18 protein-coding genes and 2 pseudogenes are annotated in these 22,326 nt (G+C 43.1%); 10 read left to right on the top strand and 10 right to left on the bottom strand.

Annotated elements, in window-relative coordinates; translation table 11 throughout:
- Positions 1 to 195: 195 nt before the first annotated feature.
- A complete protein-coding gene (locus B1L02_RS17565) occupies positions 196 to 591 on the top strand; it encodes a hypothetical protein (RefSeq protein WP_088532049.1) in 396 nt (131 codons plus the stop codon).
- Positions 592 to 616: 25 nt separating this feature from the next.
- Here the strand turns inward: B1L02_RS17565 and B1L02_RS17560 are convergent, their stop codons facing one another.
- From B1L02_RS17560 to B1L02_RS17550, 3 genes are read right to left on the bottom strand one after another with little or no spacing between them, the layout of a single operon-like run.
- Positions 617 to 1,159, bottom strand: a complete 543-nt coding sequence (locus B1L02_RS17560) for a 1,2-dihydroxy-3-keto-5-methylthiopentene dioxygenase (RefSeq protein WP_088532048.1) — start codon at positions 1,157 to 1,159, stop codon at positions 617 to 619.
- The gene (gene mtnC, locus B1L02_RS17555) at positions 1,156 to 1,842 is read right to left on the bottom strand and encodes an acireductone synthase (protein WP_088532047.1); all 687 of its coding nucleotides are present in this window, start codon (positions 1,840 to 1,842) and stop codon (positions 1,156 to 1,158) included. Before mtnC ends, B1L02_RS17560 begins: the two co-directional genes overlap by 4 nt.
- A complete protein-coding gene (locus B1L02_RS17550) occupies positions 1,839 to 2,453 on the bottom strand; it encodes a methylthioribulose 1-phosphate dehydratase (protein ID WP_088532046.1) in 615 nt (204 codons plus the stop codon). The genes mtnC and B1L02_RS17550 overlap by 4 nt, the downstream gene beginning before the upstream one ends.
- 102 nt (positions 2,454 to 2,555) lie before the next feature.
- Here B1L02_RS17550 and B1L02_RS17545 point away from each other — a divergent pair, with 102 nt between their 5' ends.
- Complete coding sequence (locus B1L02_RS17545; protein ID WP_088532045.1) at positions 2,556 to 3,695, top strand: methionine aminotransferase; 1,140 nt, start codon at positions 2,556 to 2,558, stop codon at positions 3,693 to 3,695.
- On the top strand, positions 3,683 to 4,453 hold the full coding sequence (locus B1L02_RS17540; protein WP_088532044.1) for an amidohydrolase: 771 nt from the start codon (positions 3,683 to 3,685) through the stop codon (positions 4,451 to 4,453). The genes B1L02_RS17545 and B1L02_RS17540 overlap by 13 nt, the downstream gene beginning before the upstream one ends.
- 76 nt (positions 4,454 to 4,529) lie before the next feature.
- On the opposite strand, the gene B1L02_RS17535 is transcribed toward B1L02_RS17540, so the two are convergent.
- The 5 genes from B1L02_RS17535 to B1L02_RS17515 form a co-directional block, all read right to left on the bottom strand.
- Entirely contained in the window at positions 4,530 to 7,832 is a 3,303-nt protein-coding gene (locus B1L02_RS17535; RefSeq protein ID WP_088532043.1) for a methyl-accepting chemotaxis protein, read from the bottom strand.
- Between the two features lie 142 nt (positions 7,833 to 7,974).
- Positions 7,975 to 11,313, bottom strand: coding sequence for an amidohydrolase family protein (locus tag B1L02_RS17530; RefSeq protein ID WP_088532042.1), 3,339 nt, complete (start codon positions 11,311 to 11,313; stop codon positions 7,975 to 7,977).
- Between the two features lie 132 nt (positions 11,314 to 11,445).
- Positions 11,446 to 13,605 carry an ATP-binding protein gene (locus tag B1L02_RS17525; RefSeq protein WP_088532041.1) on the bottom strand — a complete coding sequence of 720 codons (2,160 nt, stop codon included), beginning with the start codon at positions 13,603 to 13,605 and terminating at the stop codon, positions 11,446 to 11,448.
- A 149-nt stretch (positions 13,606 to 13,754) separates the two neighbouring features.
- Positions 13,755 to 14,411, bottom strand: a complete 657-nt coding sequence (locus B1L02_RS17520; protein ID WP_010376437.1) for a helix-turn-helix transcriptional regulator — start codon at positions 14,409 to 14,411, stop codon at positions 13,755 to 13,757.
- Between the two features lie 228 nt (positions 14,412 to 14,639).
- On the bottom strand, positions 14,640 to 15,011 hold the full coding sequence (locus B1L02_RS17515; RefSeq protein ID WP_088532040.1) for a histidine triad nucleotide-binding protein: 372 nt from the start codon (positions 15,009 to 15,011) through the stop codon (positions 14,640 to 14,642).
- Between the two features lie 173 nt (positions 15,012 to 15,184).
- Here B1L02_RS17515 and B1L02_RS17510 point away from each other — a divergent pair, with 173 nt between their 5' ends.
- A complete protein-coding gene (locus tag B1L02_RS17510) occupies positions 15,185 to 15,793 on the top strand; it encodes a DUF2057 domain-containing protein (RefSeq protein WP_088532039.1) in 609 nt (202 codons plus the stop codon).
- 127 nt (positions 15,794 to 15,920) lie between these two features.
- Here the strand turns inward: B1L02_RS17510 and B1L02_RS17505 are convergent.
- Positions 15,921 to 16,082: pseudogene (locus B1L02_RS17505) on the bottom strand (tyrosine-type recombinase/integrase); the annotation flags it as partial.
- Between B1L02_RS17505 and B1L02_RS25205 the strand changes: the two are divergent.
- The 5 genes and pseudogenes from B1L02_RS25205 to B1L02_RS17485 all read left to right on the top strand — a co-directional run.
- Positions 16,063 to 16,263 (top strand): annotated as a pseudogene (locus B1L02_RS25205) (IS91 family transposase); the annotation flags it as partial. The pseudogenes B1L02_RS17505 and B1L02_RS25205 sit on opposite strands and share 20 nt — an antisense overlap.
- A gap of 347 nt (positions 16,264 to 16,610) precedes the next feature.
- Entirely contained in the window at positions 16,611 to 17,138 is a 528-nt protein-coding gene (locus B1L02_RS17500; RefSeq protein ID WP_088532038.1) for an AAA family ATPase, read from the top strand.
- Positions 17,139 to 17,286: 148 nt separating this feature from the next.
- Positions 17,287 to 17,766, top strand: coding sequence for a hypothetical protein (locus tag B1L02_RS17495; protein WP_088532037.1), 480 nt, complete (start codon positions 17,287 to 17,289; stop codon positions 17,764 to 17,766).
- Positions 17,757 to 18,713, top strand: a complete 957-nt coding sequence (locus tag B1L02_RS17490; RefSeq protein ID WP_088532036.1) for a glycerophosphodiester phosphodiesterase family protein — start codon at positions 17,757 to 17,759, stop codon at positions 18,711 to 18,713. Before B1L02_RS17495 ends, B1L02_RS17490 begins: the two co-directional genes overlap by 10 nt.
- A 53-nt stretch (positions 18,714 to 18,766) precedes the next feature.
- Positions 18,767 to 19,102 carry a hypothetical protein gene (locus B1L02_RS17485; RefSeq protein ID WP_010378185.1) on the top strand — a complete coding sequence of 112 codons (336 nt, stop codon included), beginning with the start codon at positions 18,767 to 18,769 and terminating at the stop codon, positions 19,100 to 19,102.
- Positions 19,103 to 19,275: 173 nt separating this feature from the next.
- On the opposite strand, the gene speE is transcribed toward B1L02_RS17485, so the two are convergent.
- Complete coding sequence (gene speE / locus B1L02_RS17480) at positions 19,276 to 20,136, bottom strand: polyamine aminopropyltransferase (RefSeq protein WP_088532035.1); 861 nt, start codon at positions 20,134 to 20,136, stop codon at positions 19,276 to 19,278.
- A 220-nt stretch (positions 20,137 to 20,356) separates the two neighbouring features.
- On the opposite strand from speE, the gene speA reads away from it, so the two are divergent.
- Positions 20,357 to 22,237, top strand: coding sequence for a biosynthetic arginine decarboxylase (gene speA, locus B1L02_RS17475; protein WP_088532034.1), 1,881 nt, complete (start codon positions 20,357 to 20,359; stop codon positions 22,235 to 22,237).
- Positions 22,238 to 22,326: the final 89 nt, after the last annotated feature.

Below are 22,326 nucleotides of genomic sequence, written 5' to 3'. Positions count from 1 at the left end.
ATACCAAATTAGTGATCAGAAAGGCGGATATACGAATTGCGATATTATCAAAGATTTTAAAATAATATTCAGATGTTATTACTTATATCCTTAGAAATTAACAGTTTCCTGTTATTGCATGGTCACAAAACCTTCATTTTAGTTTTAGGGACATGCTACTCTACTATGGGAATTTCGAAGTAAGGAAAGTCGCTAATGAAGCGATGGTTCATTATAGGTGTGGTTGTACTGGCCTTATGCGGTTGCCACTCTATTCACCCGCAAAAAACCTACATCCATATAGTGGCAAGTTGCCCCCCTCAGGTGTTTGAACAACTGTTTATCGATGCGACAGATAGCTTAGTTATATCGTCCTCTGAGGCCGAAATTCCAACTGGTATGCACACAAATACTCTGCTTTTTTCACCACTGACAATGTCCTGGGATGTCGTAGATAAACTTTTGATTGAGTTAGATAACGCTGGATTTAAGTTTCAGGCAGACTTTTTCGGTAAATATAATCATGCTTATCGTGATAACCATATAGGTGTGTATTTTGTTGAAGGTTGTGAGCCTAGCATGCATAAGCGAGCACCCACAGTGCTTCGTTAACACTGTGAGTATTTATAGACTTTAATTAATCAAGTAAGGGAAACTGTTTTGCAATTTCAGAGTCCGTGCTTTTCGCAACCCAACCTTCTTGGTTATTGAATAGGCGAATGGCTGTAAATTCTGGATCGCTACCCATATCGAACCAATGAGGCGTATTTTCTGGCACAGAGATTAAGTCGCCTTGCTGACATAAAACTTGATAAACCTTATCGTTTAAGTGTAAGCAGAATAGTCCTTGTCCTTTAACAAAAAAACGCACTTCATCTTCGCTATGAGTATGTTCAAAAAGAAATTTTTGTCGCAACTCTGCGGCATTAGGGTTGCCCTTTGCGAGCGAAATCACGTCGACGGTTTGATAACCGCCTTGCGCTTTTAGTCTTTCAATATCACTCTGGTAGGCATTAATAATGTCGTTTTGTGACATTGCTGCTGTGATATCGGTGCTAGTCTGCCATTGTTCAAAGCGTACACCATGCTCTGCGAGCAAAGATGCGATGATGTTTGCGTCTTGCTCTTGTTGTAAAGCTTGGCTTGGATTCTGTACCTGGTAGATAGTCAGTTGACTCATAAAAATGCCCCTTCATCAAAATGATCAAAACTTGATATAACTGGATGCTCAGGTGAGGTTGCTTGCGCATCTCTAAATAACTGCAAGGTTTTCATACCTGCGGCTTTTGCTGCGTCTAACTCCGCGACGACATCGCTTAAAAAGAGAATTTGCTCCGCTTCGTACGGTAGGGCTGTAATAATATTCTGATACGCCGAAACTTCCTGCTTAGCACCCACTTTAGTATCAAAGTAGTCACTAAATAGCGGGCGAATGTCACCATAGTCTGAGTGCGCAAAAAGTAGCTGCTGCGCTTTCACTGAACCTGACGAATACACGTAGAGGTTGCGGCTATTCGCTTTTTGTTGTGTTAAAAACTGGTAGGCATCTTCATACAAGTGTCCAGTAAAATCGCCGTTTGTGTAGCCAAATTGCCAAATGAGACCCTGTAGCTGTTTTAATGGCGTGATTTTTTTATCAGCGGCGATCCACTCAAGTAGCGCGGCAATCACGGTACCAATATCAGCGTCTGCATTACCCAATTCTGCTCTGACGGCACGAATTTGCTCGGCAACGGCGGCGTCCTGCTGATGGTCGCGAATAAATTGCGGCAAATGCGCTGCGGCATATGGGAATAGTATCTCTTTTACAAATGAGATGCGGGTAATTGTCCCTTCAATGTCCGTTAAAATGGCTTTGATCATTGACGCCCCTCCAATTTGATGCGTTCTAATTCGCAGGCAAATAAAAACTCTAAGCCCTCAATATGACGACGAGTTTCTTGTACTGTACGGCCCACTGCGTATAACCCGTGACCTCGGATCAATACACCATGTATAACCGGTGTAGTTTGATGAGATTGCGCCACGCGCTGTGCTAGTTGCTCTATATCCTGATCGTTATCAAAAATAGCAATGGATAAGGTTTCTTCATGCGATTGAATACCAGACAGTGACTTTTGCATTTCATAACCACTGATCTGAAATTGATTGCCTTGAATAAATCGTGATAATACCGTCGCAGCAACGGAGTGAGTGTGTAATATACACTGTGCACCCACGCATAATTCATATAATTTTAGGTGCAATGCGGTTTCGGCTGAAGGCTTGCCACTACCGGCAATGATGGTGCCTGTGGCGTCTAATTCCAGAAATTGTTCTGGTGTTAATTTACCTTTATCAAAGCCGCTGGCCGTGACAACAAAGCCAGAGTCTGTTTTGATAGAGAAATTACCACCAGTCGCGGGAACCCAGCCTTGCTGAGCAACCCAAGCACCTGCTTCGATAAGCGCGAGTTTTGCGGCTTGTGTGTGCATAGTTTACACCTATAAATTAAATGCGTTTGGACGGCTATACATCTATTTTGAGCAATGATAGCATCCACTCACGATTAGCACCATAAGAAAGAGAGTGTTGTAGTGAAAAGTAAGTTACCTCAGGTTGGAATTAGTATCTTTAGCCAAATGACGGCATTAGCGAACGAGCATGGTGCGATCAACTTATCGCAAGGCTTTCCGGAGTTTGATGCGCCTGATTACCTCAAATCACAACTGAGCCACTATGTTCGCGAAGGTCAAAACCAGTATTCGCCTTCTGCCGGCGTACCGAGCTTGCAAGCACAAGTTGCGGCATTAATTGAACGTCGTTATCAGGTGAGTGTTTCAGGACCAGAACAGGTTACGGTGACCTCGGGCGCAACGGAAGCACTCTTCGTGGCAATTCAGGCAATAGTATCTGAAGGGGACGAAGTTATTGTATTCGATCCGGCTTACGACTCTTATGAGCCTGCAATTGAACTTGCTGGCGGGAAAGCCGTGCATATTGCATTGACTGCGCCGCATTACCAAATTGATTGGCAAAAAGTTGCAGCGAGTATCAACCCAAGTACCCGTGCTATTATCATCAATACACCGCATAACCCGTCGGCTAAAACGCTGAAGCCGTCAGATTTAGAGCAACTGAAACAGCTGCTCAATCAGCATGACTTGTTATTGATCAGTGATGAAGTATACGAGCATATTACCTTTGATGGCCTGCCCCATCTGAGTGCATTAGCTGATCCAGCACTGTTTGAGCGTGCGTTTGTGATCTCTAGTTTTGGTAAAACCTTTCATAGTACAGGCTGGAAAATGGGCTACTGTGTAGCGCCAAGGAAAATGACTGTTGAGTTTAGAAAGATCCATCAGTATGTAACGTTTTCAAGCTTCACCCCGGCACAGCTTGCACTGGCAGATATGCTTGCTGAACAACCCGAACACGTTGATGAACTGAGTGCGTTTTACCAACAAAAACGCGATGTACTGGTTAAGGCGTTAGCATCAAGCCGATTTACGCTATTACCAAGTGAAGGGACTTATTTCTTGCTTTTGGATTACAGTAAAATTTCTGATCTTGATGATGTTGCCTTTTGTCGCTATCTGGTGGAAGAAGTCGGGGTTGCGGCAGTGCCACTCAGCGTTTTTTACCAACAAGCACCTGAAGACAAAGTCATTCGATTATGCTTTGCTAAGGAAAACCAGACATTAGAAGAGGCTGCAAAACGTTTATGTCAACTTTAACCGTTACCCTAGTTCAAACGGATATCCAGTGGCTTTCACCCGAGGCCAACTTTACGCATATTGAACGTTTGCTAGAAAGTGTTGAGCCAAGCGATTTAATTTTGTTACCAGAAACATTTGCTACCGGCTTTGCTGTAAAAGAGCAGGGCGTTGAACACTATGCTGATGCAGCCATCGAGTTTTTACAGCAATGTGCTCAGCGCTTTCAGGCTGTTGTAGCGGGCAGCGTACTGATTCCGCAAGGAGGTAAAAAGGCCAACCGTATGGTGTGGTGCCAGCCGGATGGAGAGATACTTCAATATAACAAAAGACATTTATTCTGTTTGGGTAATGAAGGAGATTTTGTGGTTGCAGGTGAGCACCGTGAAGTGTTCGAATTAAAGGGCATTAAATTCTTACCGCAGATCTGCTATGACTTACGTTTCCCAGTATTTCAGCGTAACCAAAATGACTATGATGTGATGATTAACATTGCCAACTGGCCGGCTGCTCGCCGAAATCATTGGGATACTTTACTGACAGCTCGTGCAATTGAGAATCAGTGCTTTGTGCTTGCGGTAAACCGCGTAGGAGAAGATGGGTATGGCACTGCGCATAACGGCGGCACCAAAGCCATTGACTTCAATGGTAATAGTCTCGCTTCGGCACGCGATAACCAAGTTGAGGTTATTACTGTAGAGTTAAAATTGAGCGACTTGCAGCAGTACAAAGCTAAATTCCCAGTTCACTTCGATGCTGATAAATTTACGTTGGCATAATACACATTGGTAAGCAGCAAATGCCCAACTAAAAGGCTTGGTTGGGCATGATTTAATTATCAAAGATCAACAGGCCCTAAGATGCATTATATTGATGTACAAGCAATTCACCTTCTCCGTCGATGGCGCTGTAATCTTTTTTTGATAAACGGAAGTAGCTCAATTGAGCGCGCATTTCTTGGGCTTGCTCGGCCATTTGTCTCGCAGCCGCCATCGTTTCTTCGGTAATTGCCGAGTTTTCTTGGATAAGATCTGTCAGCCTTTGCACCACCAAATCCACTTCTTTAATGGCTTGCTGCTGCATTGAAGTCGACTCATTGATTTTAATGATGTTGTTATTGACATCACTCACCGCACCAACGATTTGTTGCAGCTTTTCACCAGAGCTATTGGCAAGTTCAGTCCCTTGCTCTACCTTCTGATTACTGTTAGAGATAATTTCTTTAATTTGCTTTGCTGAGGCGGCGCTGCGCCCTGCCAGCTCTCGTACTTCGTTTGCAACGACTGCAAAGCCACGGCCATTTTCGCCCGCTCGTGCCGCTTCAACCGCGGCATTTAGCGCCAGCAGGTTGGTTTGAAACGCAAGTCCATCAATCACCGATACAATCTCATTAATGTCTTTACTGGCTTTGTTCACCTCAATTATCGCTGCCACGGTTTGAGCAGATAAACAGCCTCCTTCTTTGGCTATATTTTCTGCGTTTGTTGCCAGTCCTACGGCATCACCTGATTGGTTTGAAACCTTAGTGAGTTCATCTAACATATTGCCAGTACTAGCACTAGCTTCTTCTAAGTTTGCTGCTTGCTCTTCTGTGCGTTGGCTGATTTCAGTGTTACTCGCCGCTATTTCACCGGCACTTTGAGCAACGTAATTTGCTGCGGCTTGGATCCCTTCAATTACACTGGTGAGCTTTTTAATTGTGGTGTTGGTGTCATTCTGAAGAGACTTAAATACACCAAAATATTCACCGTTTACTTGGTTACTTAAGTCGCCTTGAGCAACATTCGCCAACACACTACTGACTTCGGAGATAGCGCCAGAGACCTGTAAGGTCGAGTCATTTACACTCTCTTTAAGCTGTTGTAATTGACCTTGTAGTGGCAACTCTATTTTCTGACTAAAGTCTCCTTCGGACATGGCGCCCATCACGCTACCAAGTTCTTCAACGACTTGGTTGAGGTTCTCGACTGAACGGTTGATGTCATTTTTAAGGTTATCGAGTTGGCCAGACATCGCAGATTGAATGTTACGGTCGAATCGTCCATGGCTGATGGCCATCATCACCGTAGAGATTTCGGATACTGCAACATCAACGGCGGTGACAGAAGCATTGATATTATCTTTAAGTTGCGCGAGTTGGCCCGTTGCCGCCACGTCCACTTGTTGTTTAAAGTCGCCGTTGCTGACGCCAGCCATTACAGTGCCTATTTCTTTCATTACTCTGTCTAGGTTTGCCATGCTGGAGTTGATATCTTGTTTTAAGGTATCTAATTGGCCTGCGAGTGGAGCATCAAGTTGCGCAGAAAAGTCGCCTTGGCGTAGTGCAGACATAATCGTGCTGATACCGTCAATCGCGCTGCTAAGGCTGCGTACGGAATTATTTACCGAATCCTTGAGCTGCGCTAATTTGCCTTTAGCGGGTATCGTCACTTGCTCCTTAAAGTTACCTTGCTCAATATTGGTCATCACATGAACAATACCGTTCATTGTCGAATTAATCGATGCCAAAGAATCGTTAATATTATTTTTGAGCTTTTCTAAATCGCCAGACATGGGGGCATTAAGTTTTGTATCGAAGCGACCATTTGCCATATCAATGGAAATTTCATTCAGCTCAGAAATCGCTCGACTTAACGTATTGGCGCAGTGATTAGTGGCTTCTTTTAGGGTTTCTAGCTCCCCCCGACACGGTACTTTGATGCGGTCGTCAAACTTGCCCGAGGCCATTTGATTCATGACACGGTTAGCTTCAGTGATAGAGAGTTGTAAGGCATCCAGTAATGAATTAAATGCTTGTGCACTGTTGCCTATCTCATCATGGCTACGAATGGGGGCTCGCAACGAAAAGTTGCCTTCTTGTTCCACCGATTTCATGGTTTCTACCAACTCGTGAACAGGTTTGGTGAGCGTTTTTGAGAACCAGTAGGCGACGATTAACACTAACACTATGGTAACCGCTAAAATAACCATCAGGTATTGAGAGAGTGCGGTGACCGATGCAAACGCTTCCGCTTCGTCTATTTCAGCAAGTAGCGCCCAGCGCGTATTAAAGACTTCTACTGGAGTATAGGCGGATAACACGGTTTCGCCGTTATAGTCCTCAATGACTTGTTGTCCAGATTGATTATTTAATGCTTGAGAGACAGCAAACGTTGCTACTTTACCGCGCTCAGGGTATCGAAATGAATTCACTACAGAGTGATTTTGTGGATCCAAGAAAGAATCTGAACGCATCAAACCTTCTGGGCCAACTAGATAGGTTTCACCGCTCTTACCTAACCCTTCCCGCTCGGTCATGATGGCATTGATGGCATCAATGGATAGCTGTGCAGCCACAATTGCAACGGTTTGGCCATTTACTACAATAGGTTTGGCAATAAAACTAGCGGGAGCATTATAAGAGGGGAGATATTGCTTGTAGTCTGCAAAGGCACTGATTGTCGGGTCAGTTGCATTTTTAAGTTCTCGATAAAGGGACGCTAGATTGCTACTAGCATACGGACCGGATTCCAGTGACGTCGCAAAATCGACTTCTTTAAATACAGAATAGACAATGTTTCCATTACTTGGATCGATGATAAAGATATCGTAAAACTCATAAATTTCCGCGATATTAAGCATGTACTGATGGTAACTGCGATGAGCAAGGTCATAATCATCTAAGTGTCCAGTTTCAATGAGCTTATATTTCTCGCCAACAGGGTAGGGGTTACTGGCCAAATAGCGCGCTTGCAATGTAAGTCCTGATTCCGAAATATTACCGAGTAGCTTTGTCGTACTGGTATCTACGGTGTTTTCTTGGTTGAACTTAGGTACAAATACTTCATCATAAAACCGAGATAATTTGGCATAGTTAATATCGGTCTGAGCACTAGGAAAGCTGGTAACAAACTCTTGTGTAATCACTGGAAGCAATGGGTTTGCCGTAAAGGCATCGAGTTTATACTCAACGGTCTTAAAGTAGCGATTAACCGCGCTTTTTTTGATCTCACTAACGGCGCCAAGTTGCGAATATACTTGCGCTGTCATGGCGTTCGATGCGGTATTGAGTGCAATAGAAATAATCACTATCAATGGCACGAGCGCGACGATTAGAAATGCAAAAATCAGCTTTTTAGTTAAATTAAGAGAGTTAAAGAATTGCGAAAACCCAGACATAACCTAATTCCCTGTTGCTATGGAAGTACCTATAACAGCATAGAACAGTATTGGTTAAGATCTAGACAAAAAATAAAAAACCCGGCTATCTAGATAGCCGGGCTTGTAAACGTAAGGTTTCACTCTTCAATCGTGCTACCTGTTAGTGTTTCCAATGATAGGTATGGGCTTTTTCTTCCATGTACTCAGCAGTTGCTGGATGCATTTGGGTTTGCGCGCCATTTTCAAAGAAGAAAGGCTGACGTTTATTGTCATAGTTGCCGATTTCATTCATGGTTGCGGCATCGTAGATGCGGCCATTGATCACGGTGTAGGCAACTTTCTCAGAATCACGAATATTTGACAGTACGTCACCATCAATGATGGCAAGATCGGCTAGTTTTCCTTGTTCAATCGTACCAAGGTCACGGTCCATACCTAAGTATCTAGCTCCATCGATTGTGCCGCTGCGAAGTGCCTGCCAAGGTGTAAAGCCGCCTTGCGCCATTGACCATAATTCCCAATGTGCTGCTAGACCTTCACGTTGACCATGAGCACCGATATGCACTGTAACTCCCTTATCGCGAAGTTGTTTCGCAGTTTTAGCGACATTGATATGATTATAGTGACGCTCAGGTGCTTTGCTTGGACGAATTGATCTCGGCTTTACCACATACTCAGGGACGAAGCTCATCAAACGCTCGTTTTCCCATACATTAGTGTGTTGGTACCAGTACTCTTCACCAGAGATACCGCCATAGGCAACAACGAAAGTTGGAGTAAAGCCAACGTTTGTTTGTCCCCACATTTGTTCGATATCAGAGTAAATATTCGGGATCGGTAGCGCGTGTTCAACACCGGTGTGACCATCAACTATCATGTTCATGTTGTGTTGGAACTTTGAACCACCCTCAGGCACAACCATGATTTCCATGTTCTTCGCCGCTTCTAATACTTGCTGACGTGTCTCTCGGCGAGGGTGGTTGTAACTCTTCACTGAAATAGCACCCGCGTCTTTTAGGCGTTTAACGTGGAACTCAGCGTCTTCAAGATTACTGATTGGTGTCTTATAACCCGGCGCGTGGCCAGCATATAAAATACGACCAACAGAATAGGTTCTTGGCGCGACTGTTAATCCCGTTCTTTGTAATTCTGCCATAGAGAATACCTCGGCAGAGTTATTTGATGGATCATGGATAGTCGTCACACCAAAGCTGAGGTTCGAATATTGGTTCCAGTTCTGTTGTGGCTGCAGGTTATAGCTACCGTAACTGCCATGTGCGTGGGCATCGATAAGGCCGGGGATCACGGTTTTACCGCTAATATCCATTACTTTAGCTGTGCTAGGAATGTCTAGTTCTCCTTGCTTACCTACCGCAACGATGCGGTTCTCTTTGATTAGGATCACACCATTGTCGATGATTTCTTGTTCGTTCTCGGCGTTACGCATGGTCACTACTTTACCGCCAACTAGCGCAATCATACCTTCTGGCTTATCTGCTTTTTGCTCAAAACTTAAGTCGATGCCTTCAGCCGTTAGCTCGTCAGTGTTGTCAGATGCACCATCAACGAAAGCGAAAGTATCAGTCAATTTGCGCTGATAAAGTGTGGGACCAAATGCCCACGTTAGCGCGCTGCTGTCTGCTTTCCAATTTAGGAAGTCACCAGAGTACTTTGACACTTGCTTAACTGGGAAAGCTTTCTCCCCCTTGTTAATTGACAACGTTTTACCTGTACTGGTGAAAGGTGCAACAAACGTATTGAAATGCTCGATAAATGCCACGTATTGGCCATTTGGAGAGACTTTAAAGTCGAAGACATAATCGCCTTTGAAGTGGCTACGTTCTTCTTGACCATTGAGGTTAACACTCTTTAGTTCACGGTGTGTTTCATCACTCATAGTTGAGAAGTAAATGCGTTCTGAGTCTGCCCCAAAGTGTGGGTTATCGCCATTTTTAATAATGCGTTTTGCTTCACCGCCGTTGGCATCAACTAGATAAATCCCCGGATGCATTGACCAGTCACCGCTGAGCAAGTAGCCACCGGTTACCTTTTTAAATAGCACGTTTTTGCCATTTGGTGAAAAGCTTGGTGAGATATAGTGACCAGGCTCTTTAGTGATCACTTTGCCTTTACCACCGCTTGCAGAAACAACACGTATAGCACCTAATTCTTTATCATTCCAAGTTGTGTAAACGATAGACTTACCATCGCGAGAGTAGCTTGGGTAGAACTCAAAGTGGTCGGTTTGCTTAGTGAGGCGTTTTACTTTACCTGACGCAATGTCTTTTACGTAAAGGTAGCCAAGCGCTTGGAATAGTGCAGTTTCACCATCAGGAGAAATTTGAGACCAGCGTGCAAGTTTGACTTTAAAGGTGTCAGGCGCGACATCTACCGCAAAGCGCAGTGCCGGTGTGATCTGTTTTTCAGCGACAACGCGAGTAGGGATGACGTTGACCTCGTGCGATGCAATATTGACGCGGTTGAATACCCCTTTCGCCCAAAAAACGAGGGATTTACCATCTGGTGTGTAAGCAAAAGAAGGCGTGTTACCATGTGCGCCATTTGCTTCTTGTAAATCGCGATCAAGGCCGGCATAAACACGAGTTTCGACGCCCGAGTGTAAATCTTTAATATATAAAGCACCGATCATTTCATTGCCGTTATCTTCACGTTTAACAAACGCAATAGATTTACCATCAGGACTTACGGTTGGACGAATAGCACCGCCAGCACCACGGATCACAGTCTCTTCTTCACCGGTTGCTAAATCCCAACTGCGAATTTCGAAAACAGCGTCGAGCGAGTTTTTGTTATATTCCCAGCGCACGCCAGAGGTAGCATCAACTGAGTAATAGATTTTCTTACCATCGTGAGAAAAAGCAGGCTCTGCAACGTTCTTTTGCGATTTTGCGCCATGTAAACGCTCGCGAACCAACACGCCTTTACCACCGCTGATGTGATACATACGAATAGAGCCGCCCGGGATGGTACGCCCCGTTACTTGACCTTGCTTCACTGCAATGTATTGACCATCAGGTGACCATGCCGGGTTGTGAACGATATTATTTACTTCTTTTGACACCTGACGCAGATTTTGCCCATCTACATCCATCACCCACAGGTTATCACCGCCTGCGCGATCGGAGATAAATGCGATGTGTTTGCCATCAGGCGAAAACTTAGGTTGAATGTTCCAGCCCATGTCCGATGTTAATGCCGTTGCTTTACCACCGGCAATTGGCATGATGTAAAGGTCGCCAAGCATATCAAAGACGATGTGTTTACCATCAGGACTAACATCTAAGTTACTCCATGTGGTTTCGTTGGTATCAATGGTGATGGTTTGTTTTTCACCAGGTGGGTTGAGCACATCCCAGCCTTTGGTTGACTTTTCTTCTGCTTGCGTGGCTGTAATGGCATCGTCAGCGACGGCTGGCTGGGCCAAACCAATCACAGCAGCACCAATAGCGATGGCTAATGGTGATTTAAAAAATGACATAGATGTTCCCTTAATTTTATAGTTATTGCCCAAGGCCAGTGATTTGCCTCGGTTAAATTAGCGTTAATGTAAATTCTCACTTAGCATGAACAAGTTTTATTATGATGTCGAACAACATGCGTTTAATGACGCTTAACCCATCGCTTCTTTACGAACAAAGTGGAGATAAGCTGCAAGGCTATCTTGCCATAACGACATGGCTTCTGTGAGTTCATCATGACAGGTTTTGCCATCCAATAAGCGGCGCTCTGCCTTTTTCAAGTTTGAGCCATAGCGGTTAAACCCTAGTTGTAACGCAGTACTGGCTTGACGGTGAAGCTGCCTGATACATTGATCTTCGTCTTGTTCTAATAACTGCTGAATATGGATGAGTTTATTACGAGCCGACAACACAAACTCGTTGTAAATCGAGGAAACTTCATCTTCACTAAATCCAGATTTTAGGGCATTTACAGCCGTTTCATCGTACAGGATATCGGGCAATTCCACACTGACATTGGCTTGTTTCGGAGACTGTGACTCGCTAAGTGCTTGGCGTAATTTTTCTTGCTTTATCGGTTTGCCAACAATATCGCGAATGCCAAGCGCTAAGTATTCTTTTACCTCGTCCGGGCTGAGGCTGGCAGTAAAGGCTAGGAAAGGAGTTCGTTTGTTTTTATGCTCACAGTTTTGTAGCTGCTTTAGTACTTCTTGCCCTGAAAGATCGGGTAAATTCATGTCTAACAACACCACATCGAAATGGTGCTGGGTTAGCATCTCGATGGCACTTTTACCATTGGTTGCCAATTTAACCTTATGTTCGTCTTCGGCCATAAACTCAATAGCGATTTTTTGGTTGAGGTCTAGATCTTCTACCAAAAGTACTTTTAAACCGGTAATACAGTTATCGTGCTGCGGGCGCTGTTCAACTAAGCTCAGCTCACCAATGTTTAGCAGTAAATCAAAACTAAATGTACTGCCTTTGTTTAGCTCGCTTTGGATCTCCAGTTGTGAATTCAAGCGGTTGAGTAGGCGACTGGTAATAGCAAGCCCTAAGCCTGTGCCACCCTTAACTTTACCTGCACTACTTTGTACGTAAGGCTCGGTCAGTTTATTAATATCTTCACTATCAATACCTGGCCCCGAGTCCGTGATACTAAAACGCACTTTATGCTCAATTTGTTGGTCTTTTAAAATCTCAACTTTGAGCTTTACTTCCCCTTTGTCGGTGAACTTAATGGCATTACCAACAAGGTTGATAAGAATTTGTCTCAGCTTTTGTTGGTCAAAGTAATAGCACACTTGATCGGGCAGCTCGTACACCAATTCAAAGTGCAGTTTTTTTTGTTCCGCAAGAGGGCTTAGCAGCAAGCAAAGATTCTGTAGCCAACTTCTAAGCTCAACATCCTCTTCGTACAAGGCTTCATCACTTTGCTCCAAACTGGCGTAGTCTAGTACTTTATCAATCAGTAAGTTTAGCGATTCAGCAGAGTTTACGATGGCCTCACAGTAGGCCTTGTTGCGACTATCTCTGGTGCGTCCCAATACAAGTTGGGCGCTACCTAAAATGCCGTTAAGCGGGGTTCGTATCTCATGACTGATCGTTGATAAAAACATGCCGCGCAGCTCTAGGTCCTGTTGTGCCTTTAATGCTAATTTATTAAGGTTTTGTTCTCTTTGCTCGTTACATAACAGCGCCATACCCGTTGCATAAAAAATGGGTGCAAGGACGCCATTGAAAAAAATAGTGATGCTAAACCAGTTCTCTTTGAAAAGTGTGAAATGCGTGACCTCTCCCATTAGTAGGGTTCTGCCTGTAAATATCACCAAGATAATAAGTAGAATAGTGATATAGACTATGCTGCCGTTAGGGTATTTATTTCGTGCAAAGCGACTAAAGAAATACAGCAGTAGCGCGGCTTCAGCTAGATGCTGTAAGTCCGAGATAAGAATCCTGTCTCTTAGGTTTGGAGAGAAAATACTGCTGTACATCAATAAGATGAAAAGCCCAGCGGTAACGCCGAGAAATATTTTAAAGGACGGACCTTTAATCCCTAAAAATTGCCTTATCGCCATGCAGTGGATGATGGAAGCCGCGAATAGCAAGGTATTTGCTATGGGGATGGTTTCCCAATTGTCAAAATAGCCGTGTAATGCAAAGGAAGAAATCGCACAGAGCAAAACCAGAGGGTAAAAAATATAGAGCAGTGTTCCGGGAGTGCTTTTATTCGCTCGCCACGTTAAAAAAGTAAGGAGTGCCATCATTGCAGTCATGACGAGACTGGTTAGGTAGAGGGTTTTTGGGTCGAGCATGTACCTAAAATTGCTTTCAGTTGCGATAAAAACTTAGCATAGAGGGATTCGGTAAGGCAGTAAAGTGTATAACCGAGAGAAGCGCCGATATCATAATGTCAGCGCTGTCTTCCCCTCGCCAACTTGCGTGAGCAGGTTCGATATGAAACTTAGCGAATTTCGTCAGGAATATTCTGCTGAGCCCAAGAAAGAAGTTCTATACGGTTACGACATTTGGTTTTACGAAATGCACTGTATAGATGCGTTTTCACCGTATGAGGACTGATATTTAGTTCTTCAGCGATCTCTTTGTTTTTCGCACCTTTACTCATGAGCGCGATAATTGCTTTTTCTCGCTTAGTGAGTTTCACAGGTTCGATATCACCTTCGGTTAGTTTATGTAATGCATCTTTATTAAATTGCAGCATGCGATTTAACACATTACACATCACGTCACGGCGATACCAAAGTTGATCTTCAAGCAACAACCGGATCCCTTTCATTAGCACATCGGCGTTATCTGTCGTGTAGAATACACCGCGAATACCGCTTAGCAGCGCACGATTGGCAAGCTCCGGATTTTCATCTAAGTTGAACAGCACGATATCGCATTTGACTTTGAGGTTGACGAGTTGTTCTTTTAATTTTCCCCAAGAATCGTTCACTGCAGTTTCGATGAAAAGTAATCGAGTGCCTTCTGGCACATCTGAGATATCAGTTCCAGTTGTAACATCCAACCCTTGGGTTTTTAACAAAGGTTGTAACACATTGATACCAATGGTGTTAACCGGCTCTTTATCTAATAACAAAAAAGCACTACTGCTCATTTTAGGACACACTCTAATTTTTCCGATTTATCAATGCTAACATGGGATTCAGACCTTTTGTATTAGAATTTTTAGTATAAGATAGAGAAACCCGCTATATGACAAAGCGAAATAATAAATCGAAATTATGTACAGAATATGCATTTAAATGTAATTTATTGAAATAAGTAAGCTTTTAACGATTTCTGTTAATAACTTACTCATTTACATTGCTTAACAGAGAATAATCTAAAGTGGTACTTTTTTCGTATCTTGATAAGGTGGCCAGCCCATTTCTTTTCCAGCTAATACATGTAGATGAAGGTGATATACGGTTTGACCACCATGATCATTACAGTTCATCACTACACGATAACCATCTTCTGCAAAGCCGTGTTCTTTCGCTAATTTGGCGGCAACAACATATAAATGACCAACAAGATGAGCGTTTTCTTCAGTCACGTCGTTGATGGTCGCAATTGCTGTTTTAGGAATAACTAAGACATGGAATGGCGCCTGTGGATTAATGTCTCTAAACGCGAGTGCATGTTCATCTTCGTAAACGATATCTGCTGGGATCTCTCGATTAATAATTTTGGTAAAAATAGTTTCTGAACTCATGGTCCTTCCTTATCTGGCATATTGAATTGCTCTAGCATAGCTAACTCTCAAGGAGACTCAATAGATTTGATGCGTTATCCCACTGCGCATCAATTAAAAGGGTAGAGATATGCGTAGGTATGCAGTAATCTCATCAAGGTATAATGATTTGGTACTCACGAAGGAGTGAATAGATGCGCTTAAAATATACGCTTGCGACCGCTGTTTTACTGTTGTCACCGCTTTCACAGGCTGCGTTGCTAAGTTTTCCTGAAGAAATTATTCCCTTGCAAGTTGATGATAAAACCATTGAACACTCATTCTTCTCCAAAGTGCGAGAGTTGGACTTAGCCAAAGGGGAGTATGCGGTCAAAATGCGTTACACCGACTTGTATGAAGTGGGCTATGACGACCACGAAACCATCGAGTCGAAGCCATTCTGGGCGAAAGTAAGTATCGATCAAGACGGCGAGTATCAGGTTGAATTTAACAGACCTGACAACGTGGTTGCGGCAAAGGCATTTGCAGATCAGCCATTGATTATGTTGCAAGCACCCAATGAATCGTTAGCGACAACATTGGTGGTGACACAAGAAAGACCAAGAGTAACGGAAGCGATAGCAAGTGAGCCTTCAACACCCACTGCACCACGTTATTCAACGCCAAGTACTACCACACGAGCCGTTACGCCAGCGGCGCCTAAATCAGCACATCCAGATGTGGTTGGCATGCTGGACTATTGGTGGCAACAAGCAACCCCAGAACAAAAACGGTTGTTTTTGGAAAAAATAAAGGGCAATTAAGCCCTTTATCTGAATACGTCTTAATGTGATCTGTTAGTCTTTACTAACAGGGCTCAATCAAATATCACCGTTGTGTATGAGTCAGAAACGAACCCGCAGGCGTAACTCGTTTTTGGCCTATAACAAGCTAGAAAACTTTGCTAAAAGGGCTAACAACACCGTTTACGCTTAGCTGTAAAACATGAGTATATATTTGCGTTGTCTTTACATCGGAATGACCAAGTTGAGCCTGCACGGTTCTGATATCTGCACCACTTTGTAGTAAATGAGTAGCAAATAAATGTCGCAAGCGAAAGTTAGCATTAATAAAGTCACAAGAGTCACACACAGGTAAAGTGGAGAGGCCAAAGAAAGAAAACGTGACACTGATACCGCATTGGCCTTGTCAGCATTGTAAGGTAGGTATCTTGCGGCTAATTGGCGTATTCAAGTTAGATGCAACAACGACCAAAGTAGAGCGAAAGAGTTAGCAGCTTGATAGCTGCTCAAAATCAATTAGTTAACCTGCTTAATTGCTCAGGCTAGCGGCCTCTGTACGCTAAAAAATATAATTGCTTATTAAGGTAAATTTAGGTGTAATGAATACATAATGAGCGCTGAGCAATGCAGGGAAAGCTTACATAACACTAGCTAAACTGAATACACTGGCTAGGAAAGTGAGAGCGTCCAAAAAGCAAATTCCCTTAGCATAAATAACACCAACTCTAAGACATCGAGCGGGTAGCGGCTCAGTCCAACAAGCGATTATGCAACACAAACTGCGTGTCGCATAAATACTAAAATGTTATGCGATTTGCACAATATCAAGGATAGTAGTATGAAGTTAGTATGGTTGCATGGAGCGCCAGCAGCGGGAAAATTAACAGTAGCCAAAGAGTTAGCTGAGCATTTTGGTTATAAGCTTTTTCATAACCATTTGGCAGTAGACTTAAGTCTGTCAATTTACGATGAATTTGGTGATAAGGACTTCTTTGATTTCACGAATCAAATTCGTAGAACAACGATAGCTAAAGCTCAAGAAATAGGTGTTACCCATCTAGTTATGACATATATGACTTGCTTTGAAAGTGATGCGGTTGAAATTAATAAATACCTAGAGTTCTTTGCGGACAATGGAATTGAGGTTTATCCAGTTCACTTGAACCCAAGTCACGACATCATCAGAGAAAGGTCGCAGTCAGATGAACGAGTAAATTCGTATAAACTATCGTGCTTAGATACTATGAATAAGTTGCTGACTGAAATGAAGTTTGTTGGTATTAGACATGAAAATCTACTTTCAATAGATAATTCACATGAACCGGCAAATCAAGTAGCACATAAGGTTGTAGCACACGTTGGGTAAAATCGCATAACAAAGCGTTTAAGACAGACTCCCAACGCATGGCATTTTTCATTCCATCGTTGGGTTTTGTGTTTAAGGTGGTATGTTTAGATTTCGTGGTGGCGTTGCTCACTACTTAACGCGGCGTTATACCCCTAAAGGAGTTTAGATGTTACGCACCATATTAATTTCTCTAATTGTTATTTTATCGGGATGTGTAAGTACACAAAATGAAAAATTAACTTCTAAAAGAGTCGGTGTGTTAACACCTGAATCGCACAATAATCAATTCTGCTACCTCTACAAAGGCGTGATTGTTTTCAATAATGAGTCAGCACGTGAGGAACTTAGCCCTAACTTTTCTAACAGTTTTAACGCATCTGTGGGTAAGGGCATCACAAAGTCGGGGAATATACCAGTATCCCTAGGAAAATTACCTACCCATAAGATCTCAAGTTATTTTGAACGTAAAGAGTGGGATCATTCAATTACTCTTACTAAGGATGGTCGCAAGTATATTGAGAGCTTGCTTGAATCAAACCAAGTTGATTATATTCTCTTACCTTGGTTATATGATTTAGAACGTTGTATGGTAAGCGTTAGCTTTCATCGAGCATCTATCAAGGATTCGGGTAATAAATGTTTATAAAAATAGTTAAGACGTTTTTGATCGCACTGTCTTGCATAATCATACTAGGAGTTGTTAACGCTTATGTGTTCGTTCCTGACCTACAGCGACATGGCGAGATCGTGGCCTATCGAGGAGGCGGAAGCGCAGTTAATTATGAAAAACTAAATAAAACTGGCTGTACCGCCCTTTCAATAAAAGCATCAAACATCAATTCTATTGAGAACACACTAGAAGCTGTGGCTTCTTCCGTTGCAGCCGGAGCGAACGTAATTCATCTAAATGTTCACAGAACTCGTGATGATCAACTGGTTGTTTTTCATGACTGGACGTTAGATTGTGCTACAAACGGGTCAGGGCCGGTACATAAAGCGTCATTTGAACAGTTGAAAAATATTGATGCAGGATATGGATATACGTTTGATGATGGAGCGACTTTCCCATTTAGAGGAAAAGGTTTTGGGATTTCTAAGTTAGAGGCGTTTTATAAACGGTATCCAAAGCATGAGTTTTGGTTAAACCTAAAGGATAACGACATACGTTCATTCGAAACTCTATATGAATATCTATCTGGAAAAAAATCTAGCCATATTGTAATTACCTCTTCAAAAGGTATGGAGTGGTTTCGAAACAAGGATTCATCTTTACGGTTAGCAAGTGTTGGTAGTGTAAAGAGCTGCGGAATAGATTATCTTTTAGTTGGATGGGCGGGATTAGTTCCTGACTCCTGTAGGAACACCATTCTTTTTATACCTCCCTCGATGACAAAGTATTTTTGGGGCTATCCTGAACGCCTAGCATCAAGATTGCAAAGCTATGGTTCGGATGTTTATCTATGGTCTCGACATGAATCGATCACCCAATCCTACGATGATGTTGTCGCATCGGGTATTGGAGTTATCACTAGTGATCTTGATTTTATTCGTGCAACACAATCTAACAAACGCGTCAATCAGGACGCTCGCTAGCTCGCGCTTATTACGCGGGCGATAGCTGTACAAGGAAAACCTGAGTAGTGGAAATGTTCGGAGAAATTATCAAGAATATGTATGGGATGTCACTGGCTGAGTTCGCTGTGATGATAGTAGATACTCTTACTTATCTAATATCTCTTTTCATAGTACTTTTCGCATTTGTTAAGCTTGATAAAGTTACAAAAAGTAAGCATGCCAAAGGAGTTAAAATCTCTATTGTTGCTACAATTTTTTCTTCATTTGTAGCTAGTTCAATTGTAGATAGTTCTGAAGAGCTTGGATTAATTGAGGTGTTTGTATTTCTTATACCCTCGATTTTTACGCTATTAGCGGCAGTTTGTTTTTATCGGTTTACTAGAGAAGTGCTAGTAAAGTACAGCTAACAAAGCCGTTAAACCAAGGACACAAAACGTTTTTGTTCAAAAACGAGCTAGAGCGAACGTCTGTTGTTCGCTCATAATTTCAGAGTAGGTGAAATATTAACCTAATCATCAAAGCTGTAGAGTCAGGTATGAGCTACCACACTTTAACAATTAAGTTTATATTTTGATTCGGCCTACTTTTCGAAAGCACGCTTCATAAAGTTAGGTGTTGCTAATGCACCCTTATGAATACCTGTGTTGTAGTACTCAGTATCAAATGTTGCGTTATCAACGTCTTGTTCGCGGAATCCGGCAAACTTTTGCTCTTTACGCGCCATCGTTGCTGACCACAGACCGCTTGGGTAGATTGGTTGTGGGAAAGGCAGGGTTTGCAGATCAACAAAGCCTACTTCCAACATTGCATCGCGCATTTCTAGTAGCAACGGCATGTGCATTAGTGGTGATTCACTCTGCTGGATCATGATACCGCCAGTGCGAAGCGCTGCTAAACAGCTCTTGTAGAATGCGTGGTTGAATAAACCTTCACCAGGGCCAACAGGATCGGTGCCATCAACGATGATAACGTCGATAGACTCTGCTTCGGCTTCACGCATATATTTGATGCCATCATCAAACATCACAGTGGCGCGAGGATCGTTATTAGACTCACAAAGTTCAGGGAAGTATTTCAAAGACATTTGCGTCACAACTTCGTCGATATCAATCTGAGTTACTTTTTCAACGCCAGGGTGCTTTAATACTTCACGCAATGTGCCACAGTCGCCGCCGCCAATGATCACAACATTTTTAGGTGCAGGATGGGAGAATAGCGCTGGGTGACTCATCATTTCGTGATAGAAAAAGTTTTCACGCGTGCTCACCATAGTGCAACCGTCAATGATCATCAGGTTACCAAAATCCGTCGTTTCAAACATTTCTACTTTTTGAAATGGTGATTGGATTTCGTCTAATTTTTTGTTGACTCTAAGTGAAAAAGCGCTGCCATCGCGGTCGCTAATTTCTGTAAACCAACGGTTTGCTTCTAAGTTTGCCATGATTGTGTTCACACTTGATAAAAATTAAGGCAATTTTGCCAGTGCTTGCGCCTTTGCTCAATCAATTTTAGTCAACATTTTGTACTTTGCCTCATATTAGTTCTAATCAAGCATGGCCGATTTATCAGGTTTGTAAGCTAATGAAAACGCAACTTTAGGTCGCATTGACTTGCCTCGCGTATTAGAATGAAGCTTTATAAAGAATTAATTGAGAGCAGCAATGACTTGGGGTCTGCAAACAGCACGTTCTATCTATAACGTTACCCACTGGAGTGACGGCTATTTTGATATCAATGAACAAGGCCAGTTAGTGGCGTTTCCTGATGGTGATCGCACTAAGCCACCAATTCTTCTTCCAGAGTTAACTGAGCAATTTAAAGCGCAGGGGCTAACTTTGCCGGTTTTGGTGCGTTTTACTGACATTTTAAAACATCGTGTCGATACCTTGACTCAAGCATTTACTGCAGCACGAACTCAACGTGATTACCAAGGCCAGTACACTTGTGTTTACCCAATAAAAGTGAATCAGCAGCGCTCGGTTGTCAGCAAGTTATTAGCGCATCCAAGTGGTCTTGTTGGTCTTGAAGCCGGTTCTAAGCCTGAGCTAATGGCAATTTTGGGTGTGGCACATCAACCTATCACCATTGTTTGTAATGGCTACAAAGACAGTGAGTTCTTGCGCTTAGCTTGCATTGGTCAAGCGATGGGTCATCAAGTAAACATAGTCGTTGAAAAGCTCTCTGAACTGGATACCTTATTACAAGAAATCGACGATTTAGGCATTGAACCGTCGATTGGTATTCGTATTCGTCTTAATTCAGTTGGTAAGGGCAAGTGGCAAAATACCGGTGGTGAAAAAGGCAAATTTGGTCTTACTGCAAGCCAAGTGCTGCAAGCGGTTGAGTTGCTTAAGTCGCATAATCGTTTGCACTTAATGCAGTTGGTACACTTCCATATCGGCTCGCAAGTTGCCAATATTCGCGATATTCAACGTGCGCTTAAAGAGTGTGCGCGTCACTATGCTGAGCTATACCAACTGGGTGTTCCGCTGCGTATCGTTGATGTTGGCGGTGGCCTCGGAGTGGACTACGAAGGCTCTGGCTCTCGTAGTTCATGCTCAATGAATTATACGGTGGCGGAATACGCGAAAAATGTGGTGCATGCTTTTCATGACATTGCGGAGCTGAATAACATTCCGCATCCGGATATTATTACTGAATCTGGCCGAGCATTAACTGCCCATCACGCGATGCTTATCACTGATGTGATTGACGTAGAAAAAGCACCAAATCAAGTCGAACCGGTGCAACCACAAGATGCCAGCCCATTGGTGTTGCAAGAGTTATGGCATTCGTTGTCACAATTAACCCCTCGCATGGCTTTAGAAACTTATCATGACGCTATGCATTTGTTTAGCGACGCACACGACCAATACGTGCATGGTTTGATCAGCATGCAAGAGTGGGCACAGCTTGAGCAGCTTTACTTCACAACACTTCATAAAGTGCGTGAGTGCTTAAGTGAGAATGCGAGAGCACACCGAGAAGTATTGGACGACCTCAATGAAAAGCTGGCTGATAAACTGTTTGTAAACTTCTCGTTGTTCCAGTCACTGCCGGATGTTTGGGGTATTGACCAGCTATTTCCGGTGATGCCTATCGACAAGCTCAATCAGCCGTTGACCCAAAGGGCGATTATTCAGGACATCACCTGTGATTCTGATGGTCAAATCAACAGTTATGTTGAGGGCGCTGGTATCGAGTCAAGTCTACCCATTCCTGAGTATGTGCCGGGAGAGCAATATCACGTTGCGATGTTCTTAGTGGGGGCCTATCAAGAAATATTGGGTGATTTACATAACTTATTTGGTGACACAGACTCAGTACACGTTGAGCTTTGTGATGAGGGTTATAAACTCACTAATGCAATCAAGGGCGACAGTGTTGAAGATGTACTGCGTTTTGTTCATTATGACAAAGCGGTGTTATCTGAGAACTACGCTCAGCAGGTCGCGGCCTTGTCGTTGCCGGAGTCAATTAAAGCTCAGTATCTACAAGAGTTAAACGCCGGACTTGAAGGTTATACTTACTTCGAAGATTGATTTACAAGTTGCGAAATGGAATAAATTATAGCCGACCAACTGGTCGGCTTAATTGTGTGTGATTTTCAAGGTATGATACAGCTCTGCCG

The sequence above is a fragment of the Pseudoalteromonas piscicida genome, assembly GCF_002208135.1.
GTDB lineage: Bacteria > Pseudomonadota > Gammaproteobacteria > Enterobacterales > Alteromonadaceae > Pseudoalteromonas > Pseudoalteromonas piscicida_A.
The sequence above is the reverse complement of the archived record's forward strand: the minus strand, read 5'-3'. Positions and strand labels throughout refer to the sequence as shown.

Bases quoted from the DNA above. Each gene is read 5' to 3' on its own strand.
- B1L02_RS17565 (WP_088532049.1), top strand. From the start codon at position 196: ATGAAGCGATGGTTCATTATAGGTGTGGTTGTACTGGCCTTATGCGGT.
- B1L02_RS17560 (WP_088532048.1), bottom strand. From the start codon at position 1,159: ATGAGTCAACTGACTATCTACCAGGTACAGAATCCAAGCCAAGCTTTA.
- mtnC (WP_088532047.1), bottom strand. From the start codon at position 1,842: ATGATCAAAGCCATTTTAACGGACATTGAAGGGACAATTACCCGCATC.
- B1L02_RS17550 (WP_088532046.1), bottom strand. From the start codon at position 2,453: ATGCACACACAAGCCGCAAAACTCGCGCTTATCGAAGCAGGTGCTTGG.
- B1L02_RS17540 (WP_088532044.1), top strand. From the start codon at position 3,683: ATGTCAACTTTAACCGTTACCCTAGTTCAAACGGATATCCAGTGGCTT.
- B1L02_RS17535 (WP_088532043.1), bottom strand. From the start codon at position 7,832: ATGTCTGGGTTTTCGCAATTCTTTAACTCTCTTAATTTAACTAAAAAG.
- B1L02_RS17530 (WP_088532042.1), bottom strand. From the start codon at position 11,313: ATGTCATTTTTTAAATCACCATTAGCCATCGCTATTGGTGCTGCTGTG.
- B1L02_RS17525 (WP_088532041.1), bottom strand. From the start codon at position 13,605: ATGCTCGACCCAAAAACCCTCTACCTAACCAGTCTCGTCATGACTGCA.
- B1L02_RS17520 (WP_010376437.1), bottom strand. From the start codon at position 14,411: ATGAGCAGTAGTGCTTTTTTGTTATTAGATAAAGAGCCGGTTAACACC.
- B1L02_RS17515 (WP_088532040.1), bottom strand. From the start codon at position 15,011: ATGAGTTCAGAAACTATTTTTACCAAAATTATTAATCGAGAGATCCCA.
- B1L02_RS17510 (WP_088532039.1), top strand. From the start codon at position 15,185: ATGCGCTTAAAATATACGCTTGCGACCGCTGTTTTACTGTTGTCACCG.
- B1L02_RS17500 (WP_088532038.1), top strand. From the start codon at position 16,611: ATGAAGTTAGTATGGTTGCATGGAGCGCCAGCAGCGGGAAAATTAACA.
- B1L02_RS17495 (WP_088532037.1), top strand. From the start codon at position 17,287: ATGTTACGCACCATATTAATTTCTCTAATTGTTATTTTATCGGGATGT.
- B1L02_RS17490 (WP_088532036.1), top strand. From the start codon at position 17,757: ATGTTTATAAAAATAGTTAAGACGTTTTTGATCGCACTGTCTTGCATA.
- B1L02_RS17485 (WP_010378185.1), top strand. From the start codon at position 18,767: ATGTTCGGAGAAATTATCAAGAATATGTATGGGATGTCACTGGCTGAG.
- speE (WP_088532035.1), bottom strand. From the start codon at position 20,136: ATGGCAAACTTAGAAGCAAACCGTTGGTTTACAGAAATTAGCGACCGC.
- speA (WP_088532034.1), top strand. From the start codon at position 20,357: ATGACTTGGGGTCTGCAAACAGCACGTTCTATCTATAACGTTACCCAC.